The 13,885-nt window shown below is 72.4% G+C and carries 12 protein-coding genes; 9 read left to right on the forward strand and 3 right to left on the reverse strand.

Annotated elements, in window-relative coordinates:
• Window positions 1-20 precede the first annotated feature (20 nt).
• Window positions 21-1,004, forward strand: a complete 984-nt coding sequence (locus WS92_RS10945) for a LysR family transcriptional regulator (protein WP_059930258.1) — start codon at window positions 21-23, stop codon at window positions 1,002-1,004.
• 151 nt (window positions 1,005-1,155) lie between these two features.
• Here the strand turns inward: WS92_RS10945 and WS92_RS10950 are convergent, their stop codons facing one another.
• A complete protein-coding gene (locus WS92_RS10950) occupies window positions 1,156-2,466 on the reverse strand; it encodes an acyl-CoA dehydrogenase family protein (protein WP_141668012.1) in 1,311 nt (436 codons plus the stop codon).
• A 319-nt stretch (window positions 2,467-2,785) separates the two neighbouring features.
• On the opposite strand from WS92_RS10950, the gene WS92_RS10955 reads away from it, so the two are divergent.
• The 8 genes from WS92_RS10955 (at window position 2,786) to WS92_RS10990 (ending at window position 11,577) form a co-directional block, all read left to right on the forward strand.
• Window positions 2,786-3,871, forward strand: a complete 1,086-nt coding sequence (locus WS92_RS10955) for an LLM class flavin-dependent oxidoreductase (RefSeq protein WP_059930262.1) — start codon at window positions 2,786-2,788, stop codon at window positions 3,869-3,871.
• Window positions 3,872-3,962: 91 nt separating this feature from the next.
• Entirely contained in the window at window positions 3,963-4,805 is an 843-nt protein-coding gene (locus WS92_RS10960) for a class II aldolase/adducin family protein (RefSeq protein WP_059930264.1), read from the forward strand.
• A 57-nt stretch (window positions 4,806-4,862) separates the two neighbouring features.
• Window positions 4,863-5,945 carry an ABC transporter substrate-binding protein gene (locus tag WS92_RS10965; protein ID WP_231755899.1) on the forward strand — a complete coding sequence of 361 codons (1,083 nt, stop codon included), beginning with the start codon at window positions 4,863-4,865 and terminating at the stop codon, window positions 5,943-5,945.
• 5 nt (window positions 5,946-5,950) lie between these two features.
• The gene (locus WS92_RS10970; protein WP_059930346.1) at window positions 5,951-7,057 is read left to right on the forward strand and encodes an ABC transporter permease; all 1,107 of its coding nucleotides are present in this window, start codon (window positions 5,951-5,953) and stop codon (window positions 7,055-7,057) included.
• Window positions 7,051-7,899, forward strand: a complete 849-nt coding sequence (locus WS92_RS10975) for an ABC transporter ATP-binding protein (RefSeq protein ID WP_059930265.1) — start codon at window positions 7,051-7,053, stop codon at window positions 7,897-7,899. Before WS92_RS10970 ends, WS92_RS10975 begins: the two co-directional genes overlap by 7 nt.
• Before the next feature lie 157 nt (window positions 7,900-8,056).
• Entirely contained in the window at window positions 8,057-9,247 is a 1,191-nt protein-coding gene (locus tag WS92_RS10980; RefSeq protein WP_059930268.1) for a c-type cytochrome, read from the forward strand.
• 333 nt (window positions 9,248-9,580) lie between these two features.
• Window positions 9,581-10,549 (forward strand): ABC transporter substrate-binding protein, encoded by a 969-nt coding sequence (locus WS92_RS10985; protein ID WP_015603383.1) that lies wholly within the window; start codon window positions 9,581-9,583, stop codon window positions 10,547-10,549.
• Window positions 10,550-10,707: 158 nt separating this feature from the next.
• On the forward strand, window positions 10,708-11,577 hold the full coding sequence (locus WS92_RS10990; protein WP_006027639.1) for an MOSC domain-containing protein: 870 nt from the start codon (window positions 10,708-10,710) through the stop codon (window positions 11,575-11,577).
• A 108-nt stretch (window positions 11,578-11,685) separates the two neighbouring features.
• Here the strand turns inward: WS92_RS10990 and WS92_RS10995 are convergent, their stop codons facing one another.
• Both WS92_RS10995 and WS92_RS11000 read right to left on the reverse strand, forming a co-directional pair.
• Complete coding sequence (locus WS92_RS10995) at window positions 11,686-13,164, reverse strand: sensor histidine kinase (RefSeq protein WP_059930270.1); 1,479 nt, start codon at window positions 13,162-13,164, stop codon at window positions 11,686-11,688.
• Window positions 13,161-13,832, reverse strand: coding sequence for a response regulator (locus WS92_RS11000; protein ID WP_015603424.1), 672 nt, complete (start codon window positions 13,830-13,832; stop codon window positions 13,161-13,163). Before WS92_RS11000 ends, WS92_RS10995 begins: the two co-directional genes overlap by 4 nt.
• Window positions 13,833-13,885 lie beyond the last annotated feature (53 nt).

The raw sequence follows: 13,885 nt of genomic DNA on the forward strand, positions 1-13,885 counted from the left end.
GAACTCCATGCAAGACAAACATGAAAATCAGCGACATCGACGCCTATGCCGCCGTGGTCCGCTGCCAGTCGCTGAGCCTGGCCGCGGCCGAGCTCGGCATCACGCAGCCGGCGATCACGCGCCGCGTGCAGAACCTCGAGGAAGCGCTCGGCGTCGAGCTGCTCGACCGCAACACGAAGCCGCCCCGCCCGACCGAGATGGGCTGGCGCGTGCACGACCAATGCCGTGCGGTGCTGCGCGAGATGCGCGCGCTGCGCGAGCTCGCCGCCGAGCCGCTGCCGCCCGCGGGCGCGTTCCGGCTCGGGCTCACGCACGGGATCGGCGAGCTGCTGCTGCTCGATCTGCTCGCGATGCTCGGCGAGCGCTGGCCCGCGCTCGCGCCGCGGGTCGCGACCGGCTGGGGCGGCGCGCTGCTCGATCAGCTCGGCCGTGACGAGCTCGACGCGGCGCTCGTGTTCCTCGCGCGCGAGATCGCGCTGCCGCCGCAAGTCGCGGGCGAGCGACTCGTCGGCACGCGGCTCGTCGTTGTCGCGCGCAAGGGCGACTTCCCGCGCCGCAGCTACCGGCTCGCCGACTGCCACGAAGCCGGCTGGGTGCTGAACCCGGACGGCTGCGGATTTCGCGCGGGCCTGAAGCGCGCGCTCGACGCGCAGCGGCTGCCGCTGCGCGTCACGCTCGACACGTATGCGCGCGAGCTGCAATTGCAAAGCGTCGCGAACGGCCTCGGGCTCGGGCTCGCGCCGCTGCCGCTCGTCGAGATCAGCCCGTTGCGCGAGGCGCTCGACATCGTGCCGCTCGCCGACTTCAAGCCGCGGATCGATCTGTGGGCGCTGCGGCGCGTGGACGCCGCGCGGCTCGCCGAGCCCGCCGGCGCGATCGGGCAGCTCGCGCGGGCGCGGTTTCGCACGCTCGGGGATGCGCGCGAGCCGAATGCGGCACGCGCCGCGCGAGCGCCGCGCGAGCGAGTCGGCGGCAGCGCGAAACGGCCGCGCGAGCGGGCCTGAGACGGTCCGAGACGGCCCTGGGCGGAACGTCGCGGCAGCGTCCGTTTTGCGGTTTTGCGCGCACGCCGCGCGATGCGGCGCGGCGCTTCGCTCCCCGCGCGGTTCATCGCGCCGCGCGCCATTCGCTTCGCGTTGCGCTTCGCGAAGCGCATCACCGCGCATCGAGATCGCGATGCGCGGCGAACGCGGCGCGCCCCGCCGCGACGAGTATCGAATCGTTCTGCGGCGTGTGAATCCGGCTGCACAGCACGTCGCGATGATGCCGCTCGAGCGGGTTGTGACGGCTCAGCCCGTGGTTGCCCGATAGCTGCAACGCGAGCTCCGTCACGCGAATCGCGTGGTTCGTCACCGTGAACTTCACGAGCCCGCTCGCGTCGACGCGAAGCGGCGCGCCGGCGTCCGCGCGCGCGGACGCGTCGTCGAGCAGCACGCGGTTCGTCTGCAGCAGCGCGTCGATCTCGCCGACGATTTCCTGCACGCGCGGCAGCGTCGCGAGCGGCGCGCCGAGGCCCGCCGGCGCGCGCTCGCTCGCGAACCCGACGACCCAGTCGCGCGCCGCTTGCGCAACCGCGTCGTACAGGCTGCCAAGCAGCACGATCATCCATGCTTGCTGGTCGGCGTGCGCATCGACGTCGGCCTGGCTCGCGCTCGCCCGCGCCCATTCGTCCGGCGCACGCAGATCGACTGCGTGATCGAGCGGAATCCGCACGCCGTCGAACACGACTTCGTGGCTGCCCGATGCGCGCAGCCCGAGGTGATTCCAGCTTTCTATCACGCGGATGCCATCGCCGCCCGCATGCGCGCGCGCCGCGTCGCGCGGCACGAGAAACACGCCGACGCGCGGCGGCGCTTCGTCCGTCCGCGCCCACACCGCGAGCCAACGCAGCGCCGGAATGCCGGTGCTGTACAGCTTGTGGCCACTCACGCGCCAGCCGTCGCCGTCGCGGCGCGCGACGGTCGCGGGCAGCCCGCCGCGCGCGGGCGAGCCGAGCTCGGGCTCGACGCGCAGCGCGTTGATCAGCGCGCCGTCGGCAACCGCGCTCGCGAATACCGCGCGCCGCGCGGACGCCGGCCAGCGGCTGTCAGCACGGCCGAGCGCGTGATGCTGCAGGTAGGTCATCGTCAGCACGAGCGCGGTCGCCGCGTCCGCGCGCGCGATCGCGCCGACGATCCGGCGCGCGCGGGCGAGCGTCGCGCCGCCCCCGCCGTGCTCGCGCGGCACGGCCTGCGCGATCAGGCCATGCGCGTGCAGCCATTCGAAATGCGCGTGCGGAAAGCTGCCGTCCGCGTCGTGCCGCGCCGCGCGCTCGGCGATGCGCGGAACGAGTTCGGCCAGGCTCGCGGCAAGACCCGCGTCGAGCCGGGCGTCGTCGTTCGCGGCGGTCGCGGATTCAACCGACGCGCGCTCATCGTGCGCGCCGTCCGCGTGCACGGAAGACGATTCAGCAAAAAGAGAAGCCATCTGCGGACATTCCGTCATCGAATCCGATCGCGAGCGAGCCGATCGATCGTCAGAACAGTCAGAAAAGTCAGAAAAAAACCGCCCGACCGATGCGCGAAGCAGCGCAAACGAACCGGATTGCCCACAGCGTAAGCGCGCCGTCCGGCCCGGCAAACCATGCAAATACGATATGGTTTCCGGGATTTATTATTTATCTGTTGCATGATCCCGGCGGTAATCTGCGCTCCGGAGTCCCGCCGCGCGCACGCTTTTTCCGGCGCGCGCCGGGCCGGCATCGAACCGCCCGGCCGCGGCCGGGCAACCCGCATCGGAGACCCAGATGAGCGTCGAGATCATCGGCATGATCCAGAGTCAGAAGCAGTCGGAGATCCATCCGCCGACCGGCAACGCGGTCGACCGCGACTACGTCCGCACGTTCACGCAGGCGCACGAGCGCGCCGGCTTCGATCGCATCCTCGTGCCGCATCATTCGACGGGACCATCGGCGACGCTGACGATCTCGTACGCGGCGGCCGTCACCGAGCGCATTCACTTCATGCTCGCCCACCGCCCGGGCTTCACCGCGCCCACGCTCGCCGCGCGCCAGATCGCGACGCTCGACCAGTTCAGCGGCGGCCGCCTCGCGGTCCACTTCATCTCCGGCGGCTCCGACGACGAGCAGCAGCGCGACGGCGATTTTCTCGACCACGACGCGCGCTACGCGCGCACCGATGAGTATCTGGGCATCCTGCGCCGGATCTGGACCGAGGATCGCCCGTTCGATCACGAAGGCGTTCACTACCGCTTCAGGCAGGCCCATTCGGAAGTGAAGCCCGCGCAGAAGCCGCACGTGCCCGTGTATTTCGGCGGCGCGTCGGAGACGGCGCTCGCGGTGGCCGGCAAGCACGCGGACGTCTACGCGCTGTGGGGCGAATCACTCGACCAGGTGCGCGAGCTGACGGCGCGCGTGCGCGCCGCGGCGGCCGCGCACGGCCGGCAGGTGCGCTTCTCGGTGTCGTTCCGCCCGATCCTCGCCGCGACCGAGGATGCGGCGTGGGCGCGCGCGCACCGGATTCTCGGCGAGACGCGGCGGCTGCGCGACGCGGCCGGGCTCGGCGCCGGCAGCCCGCAGCAGAGCGAAGGCGCGCGGCGGCTGCTCGCCGCGGCCGCTCACGGCGCGCGCGTCGACAAGCGGCTGTGGACCGAGATCGCGACGCTCACGGGCGCGCGCTCGAATTCGACTGCGCTCGTCGGCACGCCCGAGCAGGTCGCCGACGCGCTCGCCGATTACTACGACCTCGGCGTCACGACGTTCCTGATCCGCGGCTTCGATCCGCTCGACGACGCGATCGATTACGGCCGCGAGCTGATCCCGCGCGTGCGCGCGCTCGTCGCCGCGCGCGACGCGGCCCGCAAGGTTGCTTGAGCGCCGCCGAGGTTCGTCCCGCGCGCCGCCGGCGATCGGGCACGTCGTCGATCAGCCGGTCAGCCAACCAGTTCCCCGAGCCCCCACCGCCATGTCCGCCATCCTGTCCGCCGAAACTCGCCCCGCGTCCGGTCTCACGCTCAATCCGCATCCGCAGCGGAAATTCTGGTTCGATCCGCCCGCGCCGCGCATCGGCGCCGACGCGCAGCGCCGGCATCGGCGCGAGCGGCTCGCCGGCGCATTCCGGCTGTTCGCGCGGCATGGCTTCGATCTCGGCCTCGCCGGCCATATCACCGCGCGCGACCCCGAGCTGACCGACCACTTCTGGGTCAACCCGCTCGGCGTGCATTTCTCGCGGATCAAGGTGTCGGACCTGCTGCTCGTCAATGGCCGCGGCGAAACCGTGATCGGCGAGCAGCCGCTCAACCAGGCCGCGTTCGCGATCCACGCGGCGATCCACGACGCGCATCCGCACGTCGTCGCGGCCGCGCACACGCATTCGACGCACGGCAAGGCATGGTCGACGCTCGGCCGCCCGCTCGATCCGCTGACGCAGGACGCCTGCGTGTTCTTCGAGGATCACGCGCTGTTCGACGACTTCACCGGCATGGTCGTCGACACGAGCGAAGGCGAGCGGATCGCCCGCGCGCTCGCGAAGCCGGACGGCGGCGGCACCGTGAAAGGCGTGATCCTGCGCAACCACGGCATCCTCACCGCCGGGCCGAGCGTCGAGGCGGCCGCGTGGTGGTATATCGCGCTCGATAACGCCGCGCACACGCAGTTGCTCGCCGAGGCCGCGGGCGCGCCGCGCCCGATCGACGCGGCCACCGCGCGCCATACGCACGGCCAGATCGGCGGCCCGGAAGGCGCGCTGCACGCGTTCGAGAGCCTGTACGCGGCGCTCGTCGCCGACGAGCCCGACCTGCTCGACTGAGCGCGCTCGACGCACGGCCGCCGCTCACCTCATTCGCCCCATCTGGAGATCTTCGTCATGACACGCGCCCCCGACGCCCCCGACGCCCTCTCGCCCGACGCCGCGCCCGCTGGCGGCACGCCCGCCGATGCGCCCGCGCCGCCCGCATCGAGCCGCCGCACGCTGCTGCGCGCGGCGGGCGCGGCCGCGCTCGCCGCGCCGGCGCTGACGCTCGGCCGCAAGGTCTGGTCCGCGCCGCCGCTCAGGAAGCTCACGTTCGCGTGGAACCAGAACGCGTTCTGCCTCACGCCGATCGTCGTCGCGAAGGAACTCGGCTTCTTCGAGAAGAACGGCCTGTCGGTCGAGCTGATCAACTACAGCGGCTCGACCGACCAGTTGCTCGAATCGATCGCGACCGGCAAGGCCGACGCCGCGGTCGGCATGATCCACAGGTGGTTGAAGCCGCTCGAAGCGGGCTTCGACGTGAAGATCATCGGCAGCTCGCACGGCGGCTGCGTGCGGCTCGTCGGCGCGAAGGCGGCGGGCGTCACGTCGCTCGCGGCGCTCAAGGGCAGGACAGTCGGCGTGAGCGACCTCGCCGCGCCCGGCAAGCACTTCTTCTCGATCCTGCTCGCGAAGCACGGCATCGATCCGGAGCGCGACGTCACGTGGCGGCAGTATCCGGCCGACCTGCTCGGTGTCGCGGTCGACAAGGGCGAGATCCACGCGATCGCCGACGGCGACCCGAACCTCTATCTGCTCGAAAAGCGCAGCGGCGGCAAGTACGCGGAACTCGCGACGAACCTGACCGGCGAATATGCGCGCAAGGTGTGCTGCGTGATCGGCGCGCGCGGCGCGCTCGTGCGCAACGACCGGCCGGCCGCCGCCGCGCTCGCGCGCGCGATCGTGCAGGCGACCGACTACACACACGAGAATCCGAACGAATCGGCGAAGGTGTTCGCGAAGTATTCGCCGAAGATAGATCCGGAAGACCTGCGCAAGCTGTACGCGACGCTCACGTACACGCATCATCCGACGAACGTCGATCTGCAAAGCGAGATCGCGTTCTACGCGGACGACTTCCGCCGGATCGGCGTGATCAGGAAATCGACGGACCCGCAGCGCTTCGCGCAGCAGGTCTATGCGAACGTGCTGGGGTGAAGCCGATGGCAACGCTCCGACACGCATCGTCCGCGACGCCGCCGGCCGCCATCGACGGCGCTCGCGCACCCATCTCCGCCTGCGGCGCGTGCGCGGCGGCGAGCGACACCATCACGCCGCGCGCGGGCACAGCCGCGCCGTGGCGCACCGGCTTCGTCGCGGCCGTCGCGTGGCTCGCGTTCGGCGCGATCGCGCGGCTGTGGCCGAACCGGATCGTCGGCTTCGCCGACTGGGCGTACACCGACGAGACCGGCGTCGCCGCATGGGCGCTCGCCGCCGCGCTGGCCGCGGTCGCGGCGCTGAGCGCATTCGCGCGCGCCGCGCCCGGCTCGCGCGCCGCCGCCCGGCTCGCGACGCTGCGGCGCGCGGGACCGTGGCTCGTCGCGCTGCCGCTCGGTCTCGCCGCGTGGGAGATCCTGACCGCCAAAACCGCGCTGCTGCCGACGCCGTTCTTCGCGCCGCCGCAAGCGCTGATCGAGGTGTATGTCGACGACTGGCCGCGCCTCGCCGGCAGCGCCGGCAACACGCTGAAGCTGCTCGGCATCGGCAACGCGTACGGCGCGCTCACGGGCTTTCTGGTCGGCGCCTCGATCGGCTGGTCGCGGCGCATCGGCTACTGGGTGCATCCGGTGCTGCGCGTGCTGGGCCCCGTGCCCGCCACCGCGCTGCTGCCGCTCACGTTCTACTTCTTCCCGTCGAGCTATTCGGCCGCCGCGTTCCTGATCGCGCTCGCGACAGGCTTTCCGGTCGCGGTGCTCACGTGGTCCGGCGTCGCGGGCGTGAACAAAGCGTATTACGACGTCGCGCGCACGCTCGGCGCGAACGCGCGCTTTCTCGTGCTGCGCGTCGCGATTCCGGCCGCGCTGCCGCAGGTGTTCGTCGGCCTCTTCATGGGCCTGAGCGCGTCGTTCACGGTGCTCGTCACGGCCGAGATGATGGGCGTCAAATCGGGCCTCGGCTGGTATCTGAGCTGGGCGCAGGGCTGGGCGTCGTACGTCAACATGTACGCGGCGCTCATCGTGATGGCCCTGCTGTTCTCCGGACTCATCACGCTGCTGTTCGCGGTGCGCGACCGGGCGCTCGCGTGGCAGAAAGGAACCGTCAAATGGTGAACGAAGCGATGGCCGCGCGGACGGCCGGCACCGGCGGCGAGATCTCCGCGAACGCGGCGGCGGAAACGGCGGCCGCCGACGCGCCCGGCGGCGCGCGCATCGACGTGCGGCGCGTGAGCCACTGGTTCGACACGCCGGGCGGGCCGCTGCAGGTGCTCGACGACGTCACGCTGTCGGTCGCGCCCGGCGAGTTCGTCGCGCTGCTGGGCCCGAGCGGCTGCGGAAAATCGACGCTGCTGCGGCTCGTCGCGGGCCTCGACGCGGCGACGCAAGGCGCGCTCCTGCAGAACGGCGCGCCGATCAGGCGGCCCGATCCGTCGCGGATCGTCGTGTTCCAGGACCCGACGCTGTATCCGTGGCGGCGCGTGCGCGCAAACGTCGCGCTCGGGCTGCAGGCGCGCGGCGTGCTCGCCCGCGAGCGCGGCCGCGTCGACGACGCGCTCGCACGCGTCGGCCTGAGCGAATTCGCCGACGCGTTTCCGCATCAGTTGTCGGGCGGAATGGCGCAGCGCGTCGCGCTCGCACGGGCGCTCGTCAACGATCCGCAACTGCTCGTGCTCGACGAGCCGCTCGGCAAGCTCGACTCGCTGACGCGGCTCGCGATGCAGGCCGAGCTCGCCGCGCTGTGGCGGCGCGCGCGGTTCTCCGCGCTGCTCGTCACGCACGACGTCGAGGAGGCGCTCTTTCTCGCGCAACGCGTGATCGTGTTCGGGCCGCGGCCTGCGCGCATCGTCGCGGAGCTGCGCGTCGCGCTGCCTTATCCGCGACATCGCGGCGATCCGCATCTCGCCGAGCTGCGGCGCGAGGCGCTATGGCACCTCGGGCTCGATGCGGATTGGTAGGCGGCGGTGACGGCGTGACGGCGATGGTGACGATTGCAGCAGGACCGACGACAGCGAAGCCGACGGCAACGAAACCCGCAATTCGGCCGCCGCGCCGGGTCCGCGCGCAGGGTGCGACGCGCGCGCGGCATCGCGCATTCCGTTCTCCGACGAAGCGATGAACGCGCTGCCCGCCGAATCGTGGCTGAACGCGCTGCTGAGTGCGCTGCGCGCGGCCGAACTCGCGCTGCTGCACGCGGCGCATGCGCTCGGCATCGCGGCGGACACGCACGGCCAGCCCGCTTGGCCGTGGGCGCGGCGCGTCGCCGCCGAGACGCTGCGGCTCGATCTCGGCGTCGCGCGTGCGCTCGCCGCGGCGCTCGCGATGACCGCCGCGGCGCCGCTGATCGCGATCGTCGCGCTCGCTCGACGCCGGCGGCGCGCGCCTCTGCTCGTGATCGCCGCGCTGTCGGCCGCGTGCGCGCCGTGGCCCGCGCCGTCGCTATGGCTCGCCGACGCCGTGCCGACCAGCTTCCACACGCGCCCCGAGCCGTTCTCGGTCGCGTCGGCCGTGCGCGGCGCACGGCTCTATGCCGCGCACTGCGCCGCGTGCCACGGCGAGGACGGCCGCGGCGACGGTCCGCTCGCGCACACGCTCGAACGCTGGCCGCCGACCGTCGTCGGCCCGCTGCTCGGCCGCCGCGTCGACGGCGAGCTGTTCTGGCGCGTGGTCGCCGGCATGCGCGACGCGCGCGGCGCGCCGACGATGCCGGGTTTCGCGGGCCGGCTGTCGGACGACGACGTCTGGGCCGTGCTCGACTACCTGAACGTGCTCGCCGCGCGCGGCGGCGCGCAGAGTGGCGACGGCTGGCCGCTGCCGGTGCGGCTGCCCGCGCTCGACGTGCGCTGCGCGGGCGGCTCGCCGCAGCCGCTCGCGCAATGGCGCAGCGGACAGCGCGTGCGTGTCGTCGCGCTCGGCGAGCGGGGCGCGCCGCCCGTCGAAGACGCGCGCTGGCAGACGCTGCTCGTCACGCGCGACGGCGGTTCGCCCGCGGCGGCGAACGCAGTCGGTCGCGCGGCTTGCGTCGCGGCGACGCCCGGCGCATGGGACACGTTCGCCGCGCTCGCGGGCATCGCGCCACGAGCGTTCGCCGGCGCGCAACTGCTCGCCGACCGCGACGGCTGGCTGCGCGCGGCGGCGCGGCCCGGCGAGCGCGGCTGGCGCGACGCGGATCTGCTGTGCGCGCCGGCGCGTTCGCCAGGCCAGCCGTCGCCGCCGCCCACGCGCGGCGGCGACGCGCTGACCGCGCTCCTGCTGCGCATCGATGCGCAGCCCGTGCGCGACGTGCGAGGCGGGTTCATCCATTGACGCGCCGGGCGAATGCGCAACGCGCGGCGATCGAAACGAACCGCCGCGCGAATCGAATGATTCGTGCGTATCGAGCAAATCAAGCGCTTCCACAGCTATTCGAACCCGCCGAATGAACCGAGAACACGAAAGACATCGCCGCAGCGGCGCATTCCGGACCAATCTGCCGCCACCCGAATCGCAATCGATCGCGCACATCGCGCCGCGCAGCACGCCGGCGCCCCGAGCGCCGCGATCGCGCCGAACGTCATGCGCAACTCGCCCGGCGCGATCGGCATCGCCCGTCCGCCGCCCGCTCCGCCGCCACGCACGGCCCACACCCCCGACACGCCGATGACCTCGACACCCAACCCCACCCGCCGACGCTTCCTCGCGCACGCCGCCGCAACCGCGCTCGCCGCGCCGCTCGCCGCCCGCGCGCAGGCGGGCGCCCGCCCGCTGCTGAAAGCCGGCGACCAGAAAGGCGGCGTGCGCGCGCTGCTCGAAGCGGCGGACGCGCTCACGGGCATACCCTACGACATCCAATGGACCGAGTTCCCCGCCGCCGCGCCGCTCGCCGAAGCGCTGAACGCCGGCGCCGTCGATTGCGGCCCGATCGGCGACGCCCCGGTGATCTTCGCGCTCGCCTCCGGCGCGCGCGTCAAGGTGATCGGCGCGAACCGCTCGGACCCGTACGGCACCGCGATCGTCGTCGCGCCCGACGCGCCGCTACGCGGCGCGGCCGATCTGAAGGGCAAGCGCATCGGCACGACGCGCGGCTCGATCGGCCATTTCGTCACGCTGAAGGCGCTCGACTCGGCGGGCCTCGCACCCGCCGACGTCGAATTCCGCTTCCTGCCGCCCGCCGACACGATGCTCGCGCTCGCGAGCGGCTCGGTCGACGCATGGGCGACCTGGGAGCCGTACACCGCGCTCGCGCAAACGAGCGGCCGCGCGCGCGTGCTCGTCGACGGGCGCGGCCTGTGGTCGGGCCTCAGCTACCTCGCGGCGACCGACGCCGCGATCGCCGCGAAGCGCGACGTGCTGCGCGACTTCCTGCAGCGGGCCGCGCGTGCGCAAGCGTGGTCGTACCGGCACGTCGACACCTATTCGGCGACGCTCGCGCGGATCATCGGCATTCCGCCCGCCGCCGCGCGCCTGCAGTTCGAGCGGCGGCGCACGCAATGGCTGCCGATCGACGGAACGATCGTCGCCGAGCAGCAGCGCACCGCGGACTTCTACCTGAAGGCCGGGCTGCTGAAGCGCCCGCTCGACGTGCGGCCGACGTTCGATCGCGGCTTCCCGCTCGCGCGCGGCGCGTGACGGATTGCGCCGCCATCGGATGCGCAATGGCCGCGATCCGCTCGGCGCGAAGTGGACGCGCTCGGACGCCAGCGGTTGCGGACACGGGCAATCTGGCAGAATCACGGTTCCGCCGCCATTTTTCCAATCCGTACCGGCCCCCCCGGCCCGAGCGCGCCATGCCAGTCATCAGCGAACTTTTCGTCTATCCGATCAAGTCCTGTGCGGGCATTGCGACCATTCGCGCACAGTTGCTCGTCACGGGCCTCGAATACGACCGCAACTGGATGGTCACCGATCCGGCGGGCGCGATGATCACGCAGCGCACGCATCCGCGGCTCGCGCTCGTGCGCACGGCGATCGGCGAGCGCGAGCTCGTCGTCACCGCGCCGGGGATGCCCGAGCTGCGCACGCCGCTCGCGGCGTCGGCGCTCGCGGGCGCCGAGCCGCTCGCGGCAACCATCTGGCGCGACACCGTGAGCGCCCTCGACACCGGCGCGCACGCGGCGCGCTGGTTCAGCGATTTCCTCGGCGCGCCCGCGCGGCTCGCGCGCTTCGCGCCCGATGCGCGGCGCGTGGTCGGCGCGAAGTGGACGGGCGCGTTCACGTCGTACGCGCAGTTCGCGGACGGCTTTCCGATCCTCGTCGTCGGCCAGTCGTCGCTCGACGACCTGAACGCGCGGCTGCGCCGCAAGGGCGCGAGCGCGGTGCCGATCAACCGCTTCCGCCCGAACGTCGTGCTGGCGGGCCTCGACGCATACGAGGAAGACTACGTCGACTACCTCGACGTGCAGACGGACGGCGGCGGCGTGCGCCTGAGCCTCGTGAAGCTGTGCACGCGCTGCCCGGTGCCGACGATCGACCAGCGCACGGGCGCGCCGGACCCCGCGTGGCCGAACGAGCCGACCGACACGATGAGCGTCTATCGCGGCAGCGCGCAGTTCGGCGGCGCGCTGACGTTCGGCAAGAACGCAATCGTCGTGAACGGCGAAGGCGCGTTTCTGGAAGTCGGGCAATCGGTCGACGCGGAGATCGCATTCGGCGATTGACCTGCGATCGATCCGCGCACGTCGCGCGCATGCGTGAGACATGCGGCGGCACGCACCGCCGCCGTTGCGCTCGCGCCAGCCGGTGCGCGACTGTCGGCCGCCGGGCGTTCACGCCGCGAGAGCCGGCAGCGTGACGCGCACGACGAGCCCGCGGCCGCGCGCCGAATGCTCGGTCGCCCGCCCCTCGTCCGCCTCGCCGCTCCTGCGGCCCGCGCCGCCCTCGTTGCGCTCGCCCGCGGTGTCCGCCTCGTCCAGCTCGACCGCCCCCCGGTGCACGCGCGCGATCTCGCGCACGATCGACAGCCCGAGCCCCGTCCCCTCGACCGCGAGCGTCGCGTGGCTCCGGTAGAAGCGCTCGAACACCGCGTCGCGCTCGTCGGGTGCGATCCCCGGCCCGTTGTCGATCACTTCGAGCCGCGCGAGCGCGCCGTCGCGCGCGACCCGCACCGTGATCACCGCGCCGTCGCCCGCGTAGCGGATCGCGTTGTCGATCAGATTGCCGACGAGCTCGCCGAGCAGATCCGCGCGCCCCATCACGTCGACGCCCGCGTGCGCTTCGAAGCCGAGATCGATGCCGCGCGCGCGGGCGACGCCCGACCAGTCGAGCGTCACGCTGCGCGCGAGCTTCGCGAGCGCGACCGGCTTGCGCTCGATCGCCGGCGCGACATCCGATTCGAGCCGCGACAGCGACAGCAACTGCTGGACGATCTTCGCCGCCTGCCGCACCGCGCCGTTCACGCGCCGCAGATGCACGTTCACGCGCTCGCGCTCGGCGGGCCGCAGCGCGAGCTCGACGCCCGCCTGCGCGGCCGCGAGCGGCGTCTTCAACTGGTGCGCGGCGTCGGCGAAGAAGCGCCGCCGCGCGACCTGCATGCGCTGCGTGCGCGCGACGTACTGGTTGATCGATTCGACGAGCGGCGCGACCTCGCTCGGCAGCCCGAGCGTCTCGAGCGGCGTCGGGTCGTCCTCCGCGCGCGCGGCGACCTTCGCCGACAGCCGGTTCAGCGGCCGCAGCCCGCGCCCGACGCCGAGCCACACGATGCCGAGCGCGAGCACGACGAGCAGGCCCTCCTGCAGCAGCGAGCCGACGAGGATCTCGCGCGCGAGCGCCTGCCGCGCCTCGATCGTCTCGCCGACCATCACCCAGACGACGCGCGTCTGCGCGCTCGGCACGTCGTGCACGGGCAGCCGCAGCGCGGCCATCCGCAACTGCTCGCCGCGATAGACGGCGTCGTAGAACGCCGTCGCGTAGAGCGGCGCGCCCGCCGCCGCGCCCGGCATCGGCAGATCGCGGTAGCCGGTGATCGCGCGGCCGTCGTCGCCGCGGATCAGGTAGTAGATCTTGCCGCCGTCGTTCGACTCGAACATCTCGAGCGCGAGATACGGCAGATCGACCTCCACTTCGCTGCCGACGAGCCGCACGCCCTCGCGGATCGACTTCAGCGACGACGCGAGCGTGCGATCGAACGCGACGTGCGCGGCGTTCATCGCGCGCTGGTACGTGAGCCACGAATCGAGCGCGAGCAGCCCGAGGAACGGCAGCAGCAGCCATAGCGCGACCTGCGCGCGCAGATTGAGCCGCGTCACGACGGCTGCGCCTCGAGCAGATAGCCGAGCCCGCGCAGCGTGACGATCGCGACGCCGCTGCCCTCGAGCTTCTTGCGCAGCCGGTGCACGTAGATCTCGATCGCGTCGGCGTTCACCGATTCGTCGAGCCCGAAGATCTTCTCCGACAGCGTCTCCTTGTTGATCGCGCGGCCGTTGCGCAGGATCAGCACCTCGAGCACCGAGCGCTCGCGCGGCGTCAGCGCGAGCGCGTCATTGTTCAGACGAAAGCTCCGGTCGACGCTGTCGAACGCGAGCGGCCCGCATTCGACGCGCGCGTGCTCGTGCCCGAGGCTGCGCCGGATCAGCGCGCGGGCGCGCGCCTCGAGCTCGGTCAGCTCGAACGGCTTCGCGAGATAGTCGTCCGCGCCGAGATCGAGCCCGCGCACGCGGTCCTCCACCGAGCCGTGCGCGGTGAGGATCAGCACGGGCACCGGGTTGCGCCGCGCGCGCAGCCGCCGCAGCACTTCGAGGCCGTCGAGCTTCGGCAGCCCCAGATCGAGAATCACGAGCGCGTAGTCCTGCGTGTGCAGCACGTGGTCGGCGGCCTCGCCGTCCGCCATGTGGTCGACCGCGAAGCGCGCGGAGGAAAGCGCGTCGGCGAGCGACTGCGCGAGGATCGGGTTGTCTTCGACGAGCAGCACGCGCATTAAGCAAAACCTCGGGAAATCCATAATCGAAAGAAAGCGATTGTGACGAAAAA

This window comes from Burkholderia sp. MSMB1588 (assembly GCF_001546925.1).
Classification (GTDB): Bacteria; Pseudomonadota; Gammaproteobacteria; order Burkholderiales; family Burkholderiaceae; genus Burkholderia; species Burkholderia humptydooensis.